Source organism: Microbacterium sp. Beta (assembly GCF_005502545.1).
Lineage (GTDB): Bacteria > Actinomycetota > Actinomycetes > Actinomycetales > Microbacteriaceae > Microbacterium > Microbacterium oxydans.
Genome location: NZ_SCOG01000025.1, coordinates 1 through 17,510, shown reverse-complemented (window position 1 = coordinate 17,510; position 17,510 = coordinate 1). Strand labels below are relative to the sequence as shown.

Genomic DNA, 17,510 nt, shown 5'->3' with positions numbered 1-17,510 from the left:
GACAGTGACACGGGGTGCCGCGATCCGCGGCTGAGAACAGACCCGTCGAACCTGATCTAGTTCGTACTAGCGAAGGGATGTCGCGATGAGCGATCTTCTGCGTCCTGATTCCACACACGATCTCGCCGAAAAGGCTGCGGTGCTGCTGGGGGTGTTGCGTGAGGCGCCACCGCTGACGCACTGCATCACCAATGCCGTGGTCACCGGCTTCACCGCCAACCTGCTGCTGGCGCTCGGGGCTGCCCCCGCCATGGTCGACATCGTCGGGGAGGCCGGCATGTTCGCCGGTGTCGCCTCGGGGATGCTGGTCAACCTGGGGACGCCCACCCCGGAGCAGCGCGCGGCGACTCTGGAAGCCGTCACCGGTGCGAGGGCAGCCGGTACGCCCTGGGTGCTCGACCCCGTCGCGGTCGGTGCGCTCCCGGTGCGCACCGCACTCGCGCGTCAACTCGTCGAGCAGCGTCCGACCGCGATCCGCGGCAACGCCTCGGAGGTGCTGGCTCTCGCGGGGCTCAGCGCCGGTGGGCGAGGTGTGGATTCCACCGACAGCACCGAGTCCGCGGCCGAGGCCGCATCGGCGCTGGCTCGGACGACACGCGGTGTGGTGGCCGTGTCCGGCCCGATCGATCTGCTCACCGACGGCGAACGCGTGCTGCGGTTGTCCAACGGGCACGAGCTGCTCACGAGGGTCACGGGCGGCGGTTGTGCTCTGGGCGCGGTGATGGCGGCCTTCCTCGGCGCTGCGCGGGCGACAGGGCACGACGCGCTCACGGCGGTCGCGTCGGCGAGCCTCGTGTACACGATCGCGGCGGAGCAGGCAGCGGAGCGGTCCACCGGGCCGGGGAGCTTCGCCGTCGCGCTGCTGGATGCCCTCGCCGCGGTGGATTCCGCTGACATCAGGGTCCGTGCCCGCGTCGAAGGCGGTGCCCTGTGAACGCCGACCTCTCGCTCTACCTCGTCACGGATGCGGAGCTGTGCGGAGACCGGGGCGTCGTCGAGACCGTCCGGCACGCGGTGGAAGGCGGGGTGCGCATCGTGCAGCTGCGCGACAAGGACGCGACCGACGAGGAGACGGTCGAACAGCTGGTCGCGCTGTCGCAGGCGATCGACGGTCGGGCGCTGCTCGTGGTGAACGATCGGCTGGGCGCGGCCGTGGCTGCTCGTGAGCGTGGAGCCAGGGTCGATGGCGTGCACCTCGGTCAGGGCGACGCCTCGGTGCTGCGCGCCCGTGAGGCACTCGGACCCGACGCGTTGATCGGCCTCACCGCCAACACCGCAGCGCACCTCGACGCGCTGCGGGCCCTCCCGGCCGGGACGGTCGACTACCTCGGGGTCGGCGTCATCCGTCCCACCTTCACGAAGCCGGATCACCCCGTCCCGCTGGGCGTGGAGGGATTTCGCGACTTCGCCAGGCGCAGCGCACTCCCGTGCGTGGCGATCGGCGGGGTCCACATCGACGACACCGAGGCCCTTCGCGATGCCGGTGCGGCGGGGGTGGCCGTGGTCTCGGCGCTGTGTGCCGCCGACGATCCGGCCGCCGTAGCGACGCGGTTCCTGCGGCGCTGGCGCTCCGGGGGTGTACCGCGAGTGCTCAGCATCGCCGGGAGCGACCCGTCCGGAGGTGCGGGCATCCAGGCCGACCTCAAGTCCATCGCCGCGAACGGCGGGTACGGGATGGCTGTGCCCACGGCGCTGACCGCGCAGAACACGCAGGGCGTGCGCGCTGTGCACGTGCCGCCGGTCGACTTCCTCCGCGCGCAGCTCGATGCCGTGTCGGACGACATCGTGATCGACGCCGTGAAGATCGGGATGCTCGCCGACGCCGAGGTCATCCGCGCAGTGGGGGCGTGGCTCGACCGCGTGCGCCCGCCTGTCGTGGTGCTCGATCCCGTCATGGTCGCGACCTCCGGCGACCGGCTGCTGGATCCGGAGGCGGAGCGAGCACTGCACGGACTCCTCGCGCGGGCGACTCTGGTCACTCCGAATCTCGCCGAACTCGCGGTGCTCGCCGGTCGGGAGATCGCCGACTGGGAGGATGCCATCTCCGCGGCGCACGAGCTGTCCGCCCGGATCGATGCGGCCGTCCTGGTCAAGGGCGGCCATCTCGTCGGCGATGAGGCCCCCGATGCGTTGGTCGACGCGGCGCGCGGTCTGCGCAGAGACTTTCCAGGACGACGGATCACGACCGGAAACACCCATGGCACCGGCTGCTCGCTGTCGTCCGCGCTCGCGACCCTGCTCGCGCGGGGGCACGACGCAGAAGCGGCCGTCGGCGCCGCGCGCATCTGGCTTCGCGAAGCCCTGCGGGCGGGGGACGCGTTGCGCGTCGGCGGTGGGCACGGGCCGATCAACCACTTCTCCGGACTCTGGGAACGGGCGGGAACAGAGGCCCGTCCGGTCGCGGACGACATAGCGGCGGACTGGTGGCACGACATCAGGGAGATCCGCACCGCGATCGACGAGCTGCCCTTCATCCGCGCGCTCGCCGACGGGACGCTGGAGCGCGGACCGTTCCTGTCCTATCTCGCCCAGGACGCGCTGTACCTGCGCGAGTACGCCCGTGTGCTCGCGGAAGCGTCCCGGCTCGCGCCGACATCCGATGAGCAGGCGTTCTGGGCGGAGTCGGCACGCGGTTCGATCGTGGGCGAGCTCGAGCTGCACGCGTCGTGGTTGACTCCGACGCAGGGGGTGAGCGCGGACACGTTCTCCGCCGAGCCGGGGGCGGCCACCACCGCCTACCTCGATCACCTGCGCTCTGTCGCGTTCGGTGGGGACTACGCAGAGATCGTCGCGGCCGTCCTCCCGTGCTTCTGGCTATACACCGACCTCGGCCGACGCCTGCATGCCGGGGCCTTCGGTCAGTACGCGCAGGATCCCCAGCACCCCTACGCCTCGTGGCTGGTGGCCTACGCCGATCCCGCGTTCGAAGAGGCGACCGAGACGGCGATCGCCTACGCCTCCGAAGCGGCGGCAACGGCTGATGCCGCGACCCGCGCCAGGATGCGCCACGTCTTCGAGGTCTCGAGTGCCCACGAACTCGCCTTCTTCGCCGCACCGCTGGAGCCCTCACCCCGCAGATGACGAACCGGATTTGCGGTGGCAGCCGAGGCCGCGCTACTGTCGCGACATGCCTTCGGCCGCCACCGCTTCTCCGACGCTCGCTCCGAGCGTCATCGCTGTGCGCCGACGCCGCGGCCGCCGACTGTAGGCGACCCCGCCCTTCTGCCCGTGCGCGCACGGCGGTCGAGTGCCGGTGTCGCCGCCTCCGGCCCCGTCCACGGTCCCGATTTCCTCGAGGGCCTGACCGTTAAGGTAGAAGCATGACGTATTCCGTCGCCGTCTCCGGCGCATCCGGCTACGCAGGCGGCGAGATTCTGCGCCTCCTGGCCGCCCATCCCGACATGGAGATCCGCACCGTCACGGCGCATTCGAACGCCGGGCAGCCTCTCGTCGACCACCAGCCGCACCTGCGCTCACTCGCACACCTCACGCTGCAGGACACGACACCGGAGATCCTCGCCGGCCACGACATCGTGTTCCTCGCCTTGCCGCACGGGCAGTCGGGGCAGTACACCGATGCGCTGGGCGATGTCCCGCTCGTGATCGATGCCGGCGCCGACCACCGACTCACGTCCGCCTCGGCGTGGGATGCGTTCTACGGCGGCGACTTCCACGAGCCGTGGACCTACGGTGTGCCAGAGCTCCTCATCGACGGGGTCAAGCAGCGTGAGCACCTCCGTGGAGCCACGCGCATCGCGGCGCCGGGCTGCAATGCCTCCACCGTGAGTCTCAGCCTCGCGCCCGGTGTGGCCGCCGGGGTGATCGACCCCTCCGACATCGTCTCCGTGCTCGCCGTCGGACCGTCCGGCGCGGGGAAGAGCCTCAAGACGAACCTGCTCGGCAGCGAGATCCTGGGCACCGCCAACCCCTATGCGGTCGGCGGAACCCACAGACACATCCCCGAGATCCGTCAGGCGCTCGCCGCGGCGTCCGGGGTGGAGTCCGACGGCATCCGGATCTCGTTCACGCCGGTGCTGGTGCCCATGTCGCGCGGGATCCTCGCCACGTCCACCGCACCCATCGTCGACGGTGCGACGGATGCGCAGATCCGTGACGCCTGGCAGAGCGCCTATGGCGACGAGACCTTCGTGCAGCTGCTGCCCGAGGGACGCTTCCCCCGCACGGCCGACGTGCTCGGAGCCAACACCGCGCTGATCGGCCTCGCGATCGACCGGGCCGCGAACCGGGTCACGGTCGTCACCGCGGTCGACAACCTCGTCAAGGGCACCGCCGGCGCTGCCGTCCAATCCATGAACATCGCGCTGGGTCTTCCCGAAGCCCGCGCCCTCTCAGTGAACGGAGTAGCGCCGTGAGCGTCACCGCCCCCGCAGGATTCGAAGCGGCCGGTGTCGCCGCCGGGCTGAAGTCGACCGGGAAGCCCGATGTCGCCGTCGTCGTCAACCGCGGACCTCGCAAGGTGGGTGCCGCGGTCTTCACCAGCAACCGCGCCAAGGCGAACCCGATCATCTGGTCGCAGCAGGCAGTGGCCGACCGGGTCGTCGAGGCCGTGGTGCTCAACTCCGGCGGTGCGAACTGCTTCACCGGCGCGTTCGGGTTCCAGACCACCCACCAGACGGCGGAGAAGGCGGCCGAACTGCTCGGCGTCAGCGCCGGGGATGTGCTGATCTGCTCCACCGGCCTCATCGGCACCGGGGACGAGACGTTCCGCTCGCGTGTGCTGGCCGGCACCGAGCAGGCGATCGCCGAGCTCAGCGCCGACGGCGGGGAGAGCGCGGCACAGGCCATCATGACCACCGACACCGTTGCGAAGACCGCCGTGATCAGCCGTGATGGCTGGACGATCGGCGGTATGGCGAAGGGTGCGGGCATGCTCGCGCCGGGACTCGCCACGATGCTCGTGGTGATCACCACCGATGCCGTCCTCGAGCCGCTTCAGGCCGATGAGGCGCTGCGCCGTGCGACAGGGCAGACGTTCGACCGTCTCGATTCCGACGGCTGCATGTCGACGAACGACCAAGTCACGCTCCTCGCCAACGGGGCATCCGAGGTCGTGCCGGACCTCGACGACTTCACCGCCGCGCTCATCGAGCTCTCCCAGGAGCTCGCGGTCAAGCTGCAGGGTGATGCCGAGGGCGCGAGCCACGACATCACGATCGAGGTGCAGCATGCTGTGACCGAGCAGGACGCCGTCGAGGTCGGCCGGTCGGTCGCGCGCAACAACCTCTTCAAGGCGGCGATCTTCGGCAACGATCCGAACTGGGGGCGGGTGCTCGCGGCGATCGGAACGACGAATGCGCAGTTCGACCCCTACGACGTCGACGTCTGGATGAACGGCGTGCGCGTCTGCAGCCAGGGTGGTCCGGACCGCCCCCGCGAAGAGGTCGACCTCACCCCGCGTGCCACGCACCTCATGATCGACCTCAAGGTCGGGGAGTCGACGGCCACGGTGCTCACGAACGACCTGACCCACGACTACGTGCACGAGAACAGCGCCTACGCCTCATGACCGACATCCAGGACACCACGCCGGACGTCGCCGCGCAGAAGGCCACGACGCTCATCGAGTCGCTGCCGTGGCTGAAGAAGTTCCGCGACCAGATCGTCGTCATCAAATACGGCGGCAATGCCATGGTGTCGGAGGAGCTGCAGGACGCCTTCGCCCAGGACATCGCCTACCTCCGCTACGTCGGGGTGCTTCCGGTCGTGGTGCATGGTGGAGGGCCGCAGATCTCCAACATGCTGCAGCGGCTCGAGATCCCGAGCGAGTTCAAGGGCGGCTATCGCGTCACCAACACCGAGGCGATCAGCGTCGTGCGCATGGTGCTCACCGGTCAGGTCAACCCGCAGCTCGTGTCGAAGATCAACTCGCACGGCCCGATCGCCACCGGCCTCAGCGGGGAGGACGCCGGACTCTTCGGAGGGCGCCGTCGTGGTGTCGTGATCGACGGCGAAGAAGTCGACCTCGGTCGGGTCGGCGACGTCGTCGAGGTCGATCCGACGCCCGTGCTCGACCACCTCGCCGCAGGGCGCATCCCGGTGGTGTCGAGCATCGCGCCCGATCTCGATCACCCCGGGCAGTCGCTCAACGTCAACGCGGATGCCGCGGCAGCCGCTCTCGCGGTCTCGTTGCACGCGCGAAAGCTCGTCATCCTGACCGACGTGCCGGGGCTGTATGCCGACTGGCCCAACCGCGACTCGCTCGTCTCCCATCTGACGTCGGATGCGCTCATCCAGATGCTTCCGACGCTCGAGTCGGGGATGATCCCGAAGATGCGGGCCTGTCTCGACGCGGTCGAGGGCGGCGTCGACGCGGCGGCGATCATCGATGGGCGGGTGCCGCACTCGGTGCTCGTCGAACTCTTCACCAGCAAGGGAATCGGGACCGAAGTGGTCCTGGGAAAGAACGAGGTGACGGCATGACCGTCTGGCAGGACGATGCGGCACGCGATCTCGTGCTCAACGCGGGGGAGCGGCTCGCGCTGCTGGTACGCGGTGAGGGCTCGTACCTGTGGGATGCCGACGGCCGACGCCACCTCGACTTCCTCGCGGGCATCGCGGTGACCTCGCTCGGGCACGCGCATCCGGCCTTCGTCGAGGCGGTCTCGACGCAGGCGGCCACGCTCGCGCACGTGTCGAACTACTTCGCCACGCCACCCCAGCTCGCGCTCGCGGCGCGGCTCAAGCGTCTCGCGGGTGCCGGCATCGACGGTCGTGTGTTCTTCTCGAACTCGGGCGCCGAGGCGAACGAGGCCGCGTTCAAGCTCGCGCGTCTGCACGGCGGCTCAGAGCGGCCGCGCATCCTCGCTCTCGAGAACGGCTTCCACGGTCGTACGATGGGCTCGCTCGCGCTCACCGCCAAGGCCTCGATGCGCGCGCCGTTCGAGCCGATGCCCGCCGGGGTCGAGCATATCCCGGCCACGATCGAGGCTCTCGAAGCGGCGATGGATGACCGCGTCGCCGCGATCATCGTCGAGCCCATCCAGGGCGAGGCCGGAGTGGTCGAGCTGCCGGAGGGCTATCTCGCCGCTGCGCGCTCGCTGAGCCTCGCTCACGGCGCCCTGCTGATCGTCGACGAGATCCAGACGGGTGCGGGTCGTACCGGTGAGTGGTTCGGTTTCAGTCACGAGGGCATCACCCCCGATGCGATCACCCTCGCCAAGGGCATCGGCGGCGGCTTCCCGATCGGCGCGCTGGTCACCTTCGGTGCTGCCAGTGCGCTCTTCACCCCGGGATCCCACGGTTCCACCTTCGGCGGCAACCCGCTCGCGACCGCGGTCGCGGATGCGGTCCTGGCCGAGATCGAGAGTGCCGGCCTGGTCGAGAACGCCGCCCGTCGTGGTGCCGAGCTGCGCGAGATCCTGCTCGGCATCGACTCGCCGCTGATCGACGGTGTGCGCGGACGTGGTCTGCTCATCGGCGTGGCGCTGACCGCACCCGTCGCCGGTGAGGTCGTCGCGGCCGCCCAGGAGCGCGGTCTCATCGTCAACGCCGCCAACCCCGAGACGGTTCGCATCGCACCGGCTCTCACGATCGGCGACGCCGAGCTCGCCGAGTTCCGCGAGCTGTTCACGGCTTCGCTCGCCGACGTCCAGGCCTCTGCTGCCGGAAAGGTATCCGCATGACCCGCCACCTGCTGCGTGACGACGATCTGACCCCCGCCGAGCAGGCCGAGATCCTCGATCTCGCGATCGAGCTGAAGAAGGACCGGTGGGCCGACAAGAGCCTGGCCGGCCCCCAGACCGTCGCGGTCATCTTCGACAAGTCCTCCACGCGCACCCGCGTCTCGTTCGCGGTGGGGATCGCCGACCTCGGCGGTTCGCCGCTGATCATCTCGACAGCGAGCAGCCAGCTCGGCGGCAAGGAGACCCCGTCCGACACCGCTCGCGTCCTCGAGCGCCAGGTCGCGGCCATCGTGTGGCGCACGTATGCGCAGTCGGGTCTCGAGGAGATGGCGGAAGGTACGCGTGTGCCGGTCATCAATGCGCTGTCGGATGACTTCCACCCGTGTCAGCTGCTCGCCGACCTGCTCACGATCCGCGAGCACAAGGGCGACCTGAAGGGGCTCACGCTGACGTTCTTCGGAGACGGCCAGAGCAACATGGCGCACTCCTACGCGCTCGCCGGTGTGACTGCGGGCATGCACGTGCGCATCGCGTCGCCCGAGGACTACGCTCCTCGTGCGGATGTCATCGAGGCCGCCGATCGACGCGCCGCCGAGACCGGCGGGTCGATCACCCTCTTCACCGACCCGGTCGAGGCCTCTGCCGGTGCCGACGTCGTCGTGACCGACACCTGGGTGTCGATGGGCAAGGAGGAGGAGAAGCTCGCACGCATCCGCGACCTCGGCGGCTACAAGGTCACTCCGGAGACGATGACCCTGGCCGATCCTGAGGCGATCTTCATCCACTGCCTCCCTGCCGACCGCGGCTACGAGGTCGATTCCAGCGTGATCGACGGTCCGCAGAGCGTGGTCTGGGACGAGGCCGAGAACCGCCTGCACGCGCAGAAGGCGCTGCTGGTCTGGCTCCTCGGCAAGAAGGACACGTGATGAGCGACGCGACGCACGAAGGCACCAACGAAGGCGCGCTCTGGGGCGCCCGCTTCGCCACAGGGCCCTCGCCTGAACTGGTGGAGCTGAGCCGTTCCACCCACTTCGACTGGATCCTCGCTCCGTACGACATCGCGGGCTCCCACGCGCACGCCACCGCGCTCGAAGCGGCCGGGTACCTGGAACCGGACGAGGCGCGGCGGATGCACGAGGGGCTGGACGCGGTCGCGCGCAAGGTCGCCGACGGCACTCTGCGCCCCGTGCCGACCGATGAGGACGTCCACGGCGCGCTGGAGCAGGCGCTGATCGTCGAGCTAGGGCCGGAGCTCGGCGGGCGGCTGCGTGCCGGTCGCAGCCGCAACGACCAGATCGCCACGCTCGTGCGCATGTACCTGATCGACCATGCGCGAGTGATCGCCCGCGACATCCTCCGGGTGATCGATGCCTTGGTCGCTCAGGCCGAGGCTCATCCGACGGCGATCCTTCCCGGCCGCACGCATCTGCAGCACGCACAGCCGGTGCTGCTCGCCCACCACCTGCAGGCGCACGGGTGGCCGCTGGTGCGTGAGCTCGAACGTCTCGTGGACTGGCGTCGTCGCGCCGGTGTCTCGCCGTACGGCGGCGGAGCGCTGGCCGGTTCCACCCTCGGGCTCGACCCCGCACTCGTGGCGACCGAGCTGGGCCTCGACCGCCCCGCGGAGAACTCGCTCGACGGCACGGCGGCTCGCGATGTCGTGGCGGAGTTCGCCTTCATCACGGCGATGACCGGCGTCGACATCTCGCGCCTGTCCGAGGAGATCATCCTCTGGAACACCCGCGAGTTCGGCTTCGTCACCCTCGACGACGGCTACTCGACGGGCTCGAGCATCATGCCGCAGAAGAAGAACCCCGACATCGCCGAGCTCGCTCGGGGCAAGTCGGGGCGTCTGATCGGAAACCTCTCCGGCCTGCTCGCCACCCTCAAGGGCCTCCCGCTCGCGTACAACCGCGACCTGCAGGAGGACAAGGAGCCGGTCTTCGACTCGGTGCAGACCCTCGAGGTGGTGCTTCCCGCGTTCGCCGGGATGATCGCGACGCTGCGTTTCGACACCGAACGGATGGCGGCGCTCGCGCCTCAGGGGTTCTCCCTTGCGACCGATGTCGCCGAGTGGCTCGTGAAGCGCCGCGTGCCGTTCCGGGATGCGCACGAGATCTCCGGTGCGCTCGTGCGGGCGTGCGAGGAGCGGGGGATCGGGCTGGAGGATGCTTCCGATGAGCTGCTGCTCTCGGTGTCGCCGCATCTCGTGCCCGAGGTGCGCGAGGTCCTCACGATCGAGGGCTCCGTCGGGTCGCGGACCGGGATCGGCGGCACCGCACCGGAACGGGTCGCCGAGCAGCGCGCGGAACTCGTCGCGCGCGCACAGGCGGCAGCCCACGCCCTCGGCATCTGACCGGAGGCTTCTGACCGGAGGCGCAGGCGGCCACCGTCGCTGCCTGCTCAGTGCAGGTCGGCGTCGGCCTCCGACCGTTCCCAGCGCGTGAAGCGCACGGTGAGGCCGGCGCGGGTCGGTGCCGCGAGGAACGGACCGGCTGCCGCGGCTGCCTGTCCGTCGAATGGGGCGACCCTGACGAGTCGCCAGGGGCCGTCGTCGGCGCGGGCGCGAACGATCAGGGAATCCGCCCAGCGGCTGACGCGCACGGTGATCTCGTTCTCGAGCCACTCGTCGACGTGGCCGACGGACCAGTCGGAGACACCGGCTGTGACCACGGCGCCGAGTCCCAGATGGCCGTCGGCGTACTCGAGACCCGTCTTCACCCAGTGCTCCTCGTCGATGCGCACGAAGACGCCTGCCTGGTCGAACTGGCCGTCCCACGGTGCGCGGAAGGAGACCTCCATGGCCTCGCCGACCCCGAGCGGGGCGAGCAGGGCGTGCTCGGTGTCGTGCACGAAGCCGTAAGCGGTGTGCCGCCAGGCATCGCTGCTCTCCACCGCGGTGACATCGAGGGGAGTCGTTCCGGCGGGTAGCGCGGCGGGGGAGGTCGGAGCGTTGGTCCAGGCTCCGTCGGACCAGGGGATCATGTGCGATTCAGGCATGATCTCAAGATATAACCAATTGACGCATAAGTCGAGGGTTATTCGTGATATGGTTATGCCATGGTCATCGCGGTACTCGCAGACATCGTGGGTTCTCGTCGTCTCGACGATCGCACAGCCGCGCAACGCGTGCTCGACGACACCATAGCCGACGTCGAAGCAGACCTCCCGTTGGCCGCGCAGCCGCTCACGCCCACCGTCGGCGACGAGCAGCAGGGTGTCTATCTCGATCTGGCCGACGCCATGGTGTCGCTCCTGATGATCCAGCTGCGGCTGCCTGACGGTGTCGCCTTCCGCTTCGGCATCGGGGTGGGGGAGGTGCGCCCTGTCGAGTCCGTGCACGGTGAACTCGCCGACGGACCGGGCTGGTACGCGGCCAGAGCGGCGATCGAGACCGTGCACGCGCGAGAGAGTCGCGCCGTGCCGCGCACGCGGTCGTGGATTGTCGGATCATCCGGGCAGGATGAGGTCATGGAGAGCACGATCGCGGCATCGAACGCCTACCTCCTCGTCCGCGACGAGCTGGTGGGGGCGATGAGCGAGCGGGAACGACGGCTCGCCTACGGTCGTCTGCTCGGTCGATCCCAGCAGGAACTCGCTGCGGAAGAGGGCATCACCCAGCCCAGCGTCTCCAAGTCGCTGCGCAGTGCGGGAACGGCTGCGCTCATCGAGGGCGTAGCCGCGCTTCGAGGGGCGCGCGCATGATCGTCGCGGGGTTCCTCCTCCTGGCGGTCGGCGCCGCCGATCTGGTGCGTCAGTTCGCGCCCCGCCGCTGGGTCGGCTATCTAGTGATCGCGGTCATCCTGCTCCTGCTCGGCAGCGTCGGCGATGCCCTTCTTCCCATGGTGCTCGCCCTCGTCGTCGGCGCGCTCTGGGTGTGGTGCATGCCGACGGAGCGTCCGGCGCCCCTGGGGTTCTGGCCGGCCGTCCTGCTCGCGGTTCTGAGCGTCGGAGCCGTCGTCTGGCTCGGCGCCCGTTCCGACTCCGGTCTCATCGGTGCGATCTGGCACCTCCGGTCGCCGTTCGGGGAGGTTCCGTTCGATCTCGCCATGCTCGCGCTCGGTGCCGGGGTCTTCCTCCTCGAGTCGTCGAACCTCGTGGTGCGTGCGGCACTCGATGGCGAGCACACGTGGCTTCCCCGTGACCCGGCGATGCCGACCGCGGAGGCAGCGCCTGTCGTGGCCGGAACCGTGGAAACAGGAACCACCGAAGCAGACACCGTCCAGGCAGACACCGTCCAGGAGGAGGGTGCCGAGACGGCACCCGCACCCCGCGATCCGCGCAGCGGCTTCAAAGGCGGTCGACTGATCGGACCGCTGGAGCGCATCCTCGTCCTCATCCTCACGCTCGCCGCGGCGTATCCGATCCTCGCCGCGATGCTCGCGGCGAAGGGCATCGTCCGATTCCCCGAGATCTCCCGCGATGGCGAGACCGGCGCCCGCGCCGAGTACTTCCTCGTCGGCAGTCTGGTGAGCTGGGTGATCGCGCTGGGTGCCGCTTTCCTGGTGTGGTGGGCGGCGCACAGCTGAGCGACCTCAACTCAGCGATCGATACCAGTCCAGCTTCTCCGCGAGGCGTCGCTGCTGCGCGAGGACCTCGGCGAGCTGCTGTTCGACCGTCGCCGCATGCTCTTCGAGGAGTGCGATCCGTTCGGGGATCGTCTCCTCGCTCCGACAAAGCTGTCCGTAGCGGCGCAGTCGTTCGACCGGCATGCCCGTCTCGCGAAGGCACTTGAGGAAGTCGAGCAGCCCGAGGTCGGCGTCGGTGTAGGCGCGATGCCCGCCGGCGGTGCGGGTGACCGTGGGCAGGATGCCTTCCCGTTCGTAGTACCTGAGCGTGTCGATGCTGAAGCCGGAACGCGCTGCGGTCTCCGCCGGGGTGTACGTCGTCATCTCCTGAGCATAGGTCTTGACCTGGAGTGCGCTCCAGGTTGCACAGTGAGGTCATGACCACTCGGAACGCACCCGCATCCCCGCTCGTCCTCGGCGCGATGTCCTTCGGCACGCTCGTCGACGAGGACACCTCCTTCGCCCTGCTCGACCGTTTCGTCGAGCGGGGCGGCACCTGGATTGACACGGCAGACTGCTACAGCTTCTGGGCGAGCGAGAGCGGACACGGGGGAGCGTCGGAGGAAGTCATCGGACGCTGACTCGCGGCACGACCAGGCGCCCGGCAGCAGGTGCGCATCTCCACCAAGGTGGGAGCGGAGCCGCTGTGGCCCGGCTCCTGGCCCGATCACCGCACCGGGCTCTCGCCACGCGCGATCGGTGCAGCCGTCGAGGGGATTCTCGATCGCCTCGGCGTCGACAGGATCGACCTGCTCTGGTTGCACCAGGAGGACCGCGCCGTCGCGATCGAGGACACCGTCGACGCCCTGGCCGCGCTCACGTCCGCCGGCACGGTGACCCGTGTCGGCGCCTCCAACCATCCTGCCTGGCGTATCGAACGCGCCCGCGCTCACGCCAAGTCGATCGGCAGCGTCCCCATCGATGCCTTCCAGCTGAACAGCACCTACCTGCGCACCCGACCGGGCACCCTCCCACCCGGTGTGGCGCATCCCTTCGGCGTGCTCAGCGATGAGCAGCGGGACTTCGCCCGAGACAACGGCATCGAGGTGTGGGCGTACACGCCGTTGCTCTCGGGGGCGTATGACAACCAGGCCAAACCGGTACCCGAGGTGTACGACCACCCGGGGACCACGCGGCGGCTCGCGGTGCTGGAGGAGATCGCCGCCGCTCGCGGAGTCGGCAGAGGGCAGATCGTGCTGGGCTGGCAGCTCGCACGGGGGATCCGCCCCATCGTCGGGGGAAGCAGAGTGGAGCAGTTGGACGCCGCCATGGATGCGGCATCGATCTCGCTGACGGCGCAGGAGTTCGACCGTCTTGACACGCCTGTCTGAGCGGAATTCGAGGCTGTACCGCGCTGATAGCCTGGAGCGCGTGTCAACTCCCGATCTGACGACCGCACCCCAGGCGATCGATCCCGCGTTCGAGAACGTGTGGGACGAACTCGTGTGGCGTGGCCTGGTCCATGTGTCCACCGACCAGGAGGCGCTGCGCGCCCTGCTCGCGGGAGACCCGATCACGTACTACTGCGGTTTCGATCCGACGGCGGCGAGTCTGCACCTCGGAAACCTCGTGCAGCTGCTCACGCTGCGTCGCATCCAGCTCGCCGGTCACAAGCCGCTCGGTCTCGTCGGCGGCTCGACCGGTCTGATCGGCGACCCCCGTCCGACGGCCGAGCGCACGCTGAACACGCGGGAGACGGTCGAGGACTGGGTCGGACGCCTGCGTGCCCAGGTCGAGCGCTACCTCAGCTTCGAGGGTGAGAACGCCGCCCGCATCGTGAACAACCTCGACTGGACGGCGCCGCTGAGCGCGATCGACTTCCTGCGCGAGATCGGCAAGTACTTCCGTGTGGGCACGATGCTCAAGAAGGATGCGGTCGCGGCGCGACTCAACTCCGATGAGGGCATCAGCTACACCGAGTTCAGCTACCAGATCCTGCAGGGCATGGACTTCCTCGAGCTGTACCGGCAGTACGACTGCGTGCTGCAGACCGGCGGCTCGGATCAGTGGGGCAACCTCACCAGCGGCACCGAGCTCATCCGCCGTGCCGAGGGGGCGTCGGTGCATGCCATCGGCACACCCCTCATCACGAACAGCGACGGCACGAAGTTCGGCAAGAGCGAGGGCAACGCCATCTGGCTCGACGCCGACATGTGCAGCCCGTACCGGATGTACCAGTTCTGGCTGAGCACCGCGGACTCCGACGTGATCGAACGTCTGAAGGTCTTCACATTCCTCACCAGGTCGGAGATCGAGGAGTACGCCGAGCTCGTGGCCGCGGAGCCGTTCCGCCGAGCCGCTCAGAAGAGGCTGGCGCTCGAAGTTGTGGCGACCGTGCACGGTGTGGAGGCGACAGCTGCCGTGATCGCAGCTTCCGAGGCTCTCTTCGGACAGGGAGACCTGACCACGCTCGATGCCGAGACGCTCCGCACTGCTCTGGAGGAGCTGCCGAATGCGACCGTCGGCGCCGGCACCCCGGTGGTCGAGGCCCTGGTGTCGACGGGGCTCGTGTCGAGCCTGTCCGAGGCGAGGCGCGCGATCACGCAGGGCGGCGTCACGCTCGACGGCGAACGCGTCGACGACGAGACGGCGACGGTCCAGGGCTCGCTTCCCGGCAGGGTCTCCGTGCTCCGCCGTGGCAAGAAGACCCTCGCCGGCCTCTTCGTCGGCTGAGCCCGAGCTCGATGCCGTTCACGCCCAGCCACGCCCTGGTAGCGCTGCCGTTCATCCGCACGCCGCTCGTGCCGGCTGCGATCGCGATCGGCGCGATGACCCCGGACCTGCCGTTGTTCGTGCGTGGCGTAGGACTGAACTACTCGTTCACGCACACGTTCGGCAATGTCGTGTGGACAGGGCTTCTCGCGTTCGTGCTGTTCCTGATCTGGCGGGTCGTGCTCCGTCCGGCTGTTCCCGAACTCGCTCCGCTCCGGCTGGCTCGGCGGTTGCCTGAGGAATGGAATGACAGGGGTCTCACGGCGGCAGGAGCTGCAGTCGGTGTGGGGCGCACGCGCGCGTATCCGTTCCTGCTCGCGGCGTCGTTCGTGATCGGTGTTCTCTCGCACATCGTGTGGGACCTCTTCACGCATGAGGGACGGTGGGGCGTGCACCTGATCCCCGGCCTCGACGACATGTGGGGACCGCTGCCAGGGTTCAAGTGGCTCCAACACGGTTCGAGCCTGATCGGCCTCGGGGTCATCGGCATCTGGGCTCTGCTCCGGCTCCGTCGGCAGACACCGCGTCAGGGCGTCACGCAGTCATCGCCGCCGTGGGTGCGCGTGGCGTGGTGGATCTCGCTCCCCGGGTTCCTCGTCATCGCGTGGGTCGGGGGTCTCGTCGTCTTCGGCCCCCTCGACGCTGAGTTCACCGTTCAGCACCTCGCGTATCGGGTGCTCCCTCCGGCCTGTGCCCTCTGGGGTGCGCTCACCGTGGCGCTCTGCATCGCGCTGTCGGTGCGAGGACGCCGTCACCAGACGGGCTGATCGGCCCCCCAAGCGTGCGGGGCCGCGAACTCGAGTCCCGTCAGCGCGGGTCGAGCGGTCACCACTGCGCTCCCGTCGACACCGAACCGGGCGACATGCGGCCGCACGTCGAACTCGACCTCGGCTCCGGCCATCCTGCGACGCGGCATCCCGAGCAGTTCCGCCGCGATGCGACGAAGCGATGTGCGGACCACGCACGAACGCTCCTCTCGGCGGTGCCCCCGGAGCAGAGAGGTCACAGCGGCAGCGAGCAGATAGCCCGCGCTGTGGTCGAGAGCCTGCGCGGGAAGTGCGCCGGGACGATCACCGTCGACCGATTCGATGAGCGCGATGCCGGATTCCGCCTGCACGAGGCTGTCGAAACCGGCTCGCTCCGGTTCCTCCGTGCCCCAGGCGCTCAGTTGCGCGACCACCAGGCCCGGGTATCGGCGCACGAGCAGGTCGGGGTCCAACCCCAGCCGGTCGAGTGACGCCGGACGGTATCCGAGCACGACGGCATCGGCGTGCGCGAGCAGATCATGGAAGCGAACGCTCCGCGCGTCCAGCACGGCCGACCGTTTGCCATGGCCCGTATCGAGGTGCTGCCACTCCGGCTCTGGCAGCGTCGGCGGATCGATGCGCAGCACATCGGCACCGAGCAGGGCGAGTGTCCTCGTGCACACCGGGCCGGCGATGACCCTTGTCAGGTCGAGGACGCGCATGCCCTGAAGTGGTCGACGGCCCACACGCACGGAACGTCCAGCGGCGGGTTGGTCGGGCGCATCGGACATCCCGTCCGGTCGGCTGATCTCCAGGAGCGGACGCTCTCTGGCGGCACGATCGAGGGCGGGATCCTCCGCAGCGACGACGACAGCGAGCCCGCCGGCAGCCGTGATCTCGCGGACGGCATCGTGAGAGTCCCGTTCGGCGAGGGTACCCCCGACGAGATCGCCGCCCGCACCGTCTCGCAGACCGAGTCCCGCACGCAGCGCCGCCGCGTGATGGGGATAGTTCCCGTGGGTGCGGATCCATCCGTCTGCCGTCCGCCAGAACCCTGAGTACTCGGACCAGACCGGGGGAGCGACGCCATCGATCGTCAGAACACGGTCACTGCGGAACGCGACCGCGATCCGATCCGGATCGAGCGAAGCCGGGATCCCGCCGGCGGCAAGCATGGCTGCGCTCACGCTCGCCCAGGCGAGGTCAGCGGTGGCCAGTCGCGAGGGAAGTGGGACCGCACGGAGCGGTCGGACCGCGTCGTCGTCGTCACCGAGGCCGAGCTCCCGCCCGATGCGCGCGAGCAGCTGAGCTGCCGCCCGCCCCTCATGCGCGCCGCCGTCGGCGTCCATCGAGAACTGGCCTGGGGTGGGGAGGTGATCAGCTGAGTCCGGCATGGCGTGATCGTACTGCGGGTGCGCTTCGACACCGAAACTGCCCCTGACCCGCAGGAAATCACTCGACGAGTCAAGGCGACACGCCCGGGTGGGGTGGCCCGATTTGCCAGATCCCCGGGACCCGCGTAACTTATTACTTGTTCGCCCCACAGGGAAGCGGAGGAGCCAAGAGCTTCACCCCCCTCAAGCGGAGAACCACTCCCGATCCACTCTCACTTGAGAGAACAGGCGCTTGCGTCTAGGATAGGGACTCCACCTCTTCTGCGGCTGTCATCAGCTGCGCTGCGGATCTCTGATTCGCACAGCGCGCCGATTTGACAAGCGGGACAAGGTGGGTAAGATAGAGAAGTTGCCCTTCGGGCCTGGCTGTGATGGCTGGGTCGTGGGAGCATCCGATCCTTGAGAACTCAACAGCGTGCACTTGTCAAATGCCAAATTATCCTCGTC

At 69.1% G+C, this 17,510-nt stretch carries 15 protein-coding genes, 1 pseudogene and 1 riboswitch; of the genes and pseudogenes, 13 read left to right on the top strand and 3 right to left on the bottom strand.

All coding sequences use genetic code 11. The annotated features are described in order from the left end of the window. A riboswitch (TPP riboswitch) is annotated at positions 1 to 95 on the top strand. The 8 genes from thiM (at position 86) to argH (ending at position 9,999) form a co-directional block, all read left to right on the top strand. After that, positions 86 to 934 carry a hydroxyethylthiazole kinase gene (thiM, locus tag FFS56_RS17375; protein WP_127011990.1) on the top strand — a complete coding sequence of 283 codons (849 nt, stop codon included), beginning with the start codon at positions 86 to 88 and terminating at the stop codon, positions 932 to 934. Its footprint overlaps the riboswitch before it by 10 nt. Continuing rightward, the gene (locus FFS56_RS17370; protein WP_127011991.1) at positions 931 to 3,081 is read left to right on the top strand and encodes a bifunctional hydroxymethylpyrimidine kinase/phosphomethylpyrimidine kinase; all 2,151 of its coding nucleotides are present in this window, start codon (positions 931 to 933) and stop codon (positions 3,079 to 3,081) included. Before thiM ends, FFS56_RS17370 begins: the two co-directional genes overlap by 4 nt. Positions 3,082 to 3,320: 239 nt before the next feature. Continuing rightward, positions 3,321 to 4,373 carry an N-acetyl-gamma-glutamyl-phosphate reductase gene (gene argC / locus FFS56_RS17365; RefSeq protein WP_046749031.1) on the top strand — a complete coding sequence of 351 codons (1,053 nt, stop codon included), beginning with the start codon at positions 3,321 to 3,323 and terminating at the stop codon, positions 4,371 to 4,373. Then, on the top strand, positions 4,370 to 5,527 hold the full coding sequence (argJ, locus tag FFS56_RS17360; protein ID WP_046749032.1) for a bifunctional glutamate N-acetyltransferase/amino-acid acetyltransferase ArgJ: 1,158 nt from the start codon (positions 4,370 to 4,372) through the stop codon (positions 5,525 to 5,527). The genes argC and argJ overlap by 4 nt, the downstream gene beginning before the upstream one ends. Continuing rightward, a complete protein-coding gene (gene argB, locus FFS56_RS17355; protein WP_045263191.1) occupies positions 5,524 to 6,441 on the top strand; it encodes an acetylglutamate kinase in 918 nt (305 codons plus the stop codon). The genes argJ and argB overlap by 4 nt, the downstream gene beginning before the upstream one ends. Beyond that, positions 6,438 to 7,643, top strand: coding sequence for an acetylornithine transaminase (locus FFS56_RS17350; RefSeq protein ID WP_127011992.1), 1,206 nt, complete (start codon positions 6,438 to 6,440; stop codon positions 7,641 to 7,643). The genes argB and FFS56_RS17350 overlap by 4 nt, the downstream gene beginning before the upstream one ends. Continuing rightward, positions 7,640 to 8,569 carry an ornithine carbamoyltransferase gene (argF, locus tag FFS56_RS17345; RefSeq protein WP_046749035.1) on the top strand — a complete coding sequence of 310 codons (930 nt, stop codon included), beginning with the start codon at positions 7,640 to 7,642 and terminating at the stop codon, positions 8,567 to 8,569. The genes FFS56_RS17350 and argF overlap by 4 nt, the downstream gene beginning before the upstream one ends. Next, on the top strand, positions 8,569 to 9,999 hold the full coding sequence (gene argH / locus FFS56_RS17340; protein ID WP_046749036.1) for an argininosuccinate lyase: 1,431 nt from the start codon (positions 8,569 to 8,571) through the stop codon (positions 9,997 to 9,999). Before argF ends, argH begins: the two co-directional genes overlap by 1 nt. Before the next feature lie 47 nt (positions 10,000 to 10,046). Here argH and FFS56_RS17335 read toward each other — a convergent pair whose 3' ends face one another. Next, positions 10,047 to 10,643 carry a DUF1349 domain-containing protein gene (locus FFS56_RS17335; RefSeq protein WP_046749037.1) on the bottom strand — a complete coding sequence of 199 codons (597 nt, stop codon included), beginning with the start codon at positions 10,641 to 10,643 and terminating at the stop codon, positions 10,047 to 10,049. Between the two features lie 60 nt (positions 10,644 to 10,703). Between FFS56_RS17335 and FFS56_RS17330 the strand changes: the two genes are divergently transcribed. Both FFS56_RS17330 and FFS56_RS17325 read left to right on the top strand, forming a co-directional pair. After that, positions 10,704 to 11,348, top strand: a complete 645-nt coding sequence (locus tag FFS56_RS17330) for a SatD family protein (RefSeq protein ID WP_046749038.1) — start codon at positions 10,704 to 10,706, stop codon at positions 11,346 to 11,348. Continuing rightward, positions 11,345 to 12,172, top strand: a complete 828-nt coding sequence (locus FFS56_RS17325) for a hypothetical protein (protein WP_046749039.1) — start codon at positions 11,345 to 11,347, stop codon at positions 12,170 to 12,172. The genes FFS56_RS17330 and FFS56_RS17325 overlap by 4 nt, the downstream gene beginning before the upstream one ends. A 6-nt stretch (positions 12,173 to 12,178) precedes the next feature. Here the strand turns inward: FFS56_RS17325 and FFS56_RS17320 are convergent, their stop codons facing one another. Continuing rightward, positions 12,179 to 12,535 (bottom strand): MerR family transcriptional regulator, encoded by a 357-nt coding sequence (locus FFS56_RS17320; RefSeq protein ID WP_058632227.1) that lies wholly within the window; start codon positions 12,533 to 12,535, stop codon positions 12,179 to 12,181. A 53-nt stretch (positions 12,536 to 12,588) separates the two neighbouring features. Between FFS56_RS17320 and FFS56_RS17315 the strand changes: the two are divergent. The 3 genes and pseudogenes from FFS56_RS17315 to FFS56_RS17305 all read left to right on the top strand — a co-directional run bounded on the left by FFS56_RS17315 (position 12,589) and on the right by FFS56_RS17305 (position 15,690). Continuing rightward, a pseudogene (locus tag FFS56_RS17315) lies at positions 12,589 to 13,542 on the top strand (aldo/keto reductase). 40 nt (positions 13,543 to 13,582) lie between these two features. After that, positions 13,583 to 14,884: a tyrosine--tRNA ligase gene (tyrS, locus tag FFS56_RS17310; RefSeq protein ID WP_171010934.1), complete on the top strand. Its 1,302-nt coding sequence runs from the start codon at positions 13,583 to 13,585 to the stop codon at positions 14,882 to 14,884. An 11-nt stretch (positions 14,885 to 14,895) separates the two neighbouring features. After that, positions 14,896 to 15,690 carry a DUF4184 family protein gene (locus FFS56_RS17305; protein WP_127011993.1) on the top strand — a complete coding sequence of 265 codons (795 nt, stop codon included), beginning with the start codon at positions 14,896 to 14,898 and terminating at the stop codon, positions 15,688 to 15,690. Here FFS56_RS17305 and FFS56_RS17300 read toward each other — a convergent pair. Continuing rightward, the gene (locus tag FFS56_RS17300; RefSeq protein WP_208644298.1) at positions 15,675 to 17,063 is read right to left on the bottom strand and encodes a CoA transferase; all 1,389 of its coding nucleotides are present in this window, start codon (positions 17,061 to 17,063) and stop codon (positions 15,675 to 15,677) included. The genes FFS56_RS17305 and FFS56_RS17300 overlap by 16 nt on opposite strands. Positions 17,064 to 17,510: the final 447 nt, after the last annotated feature.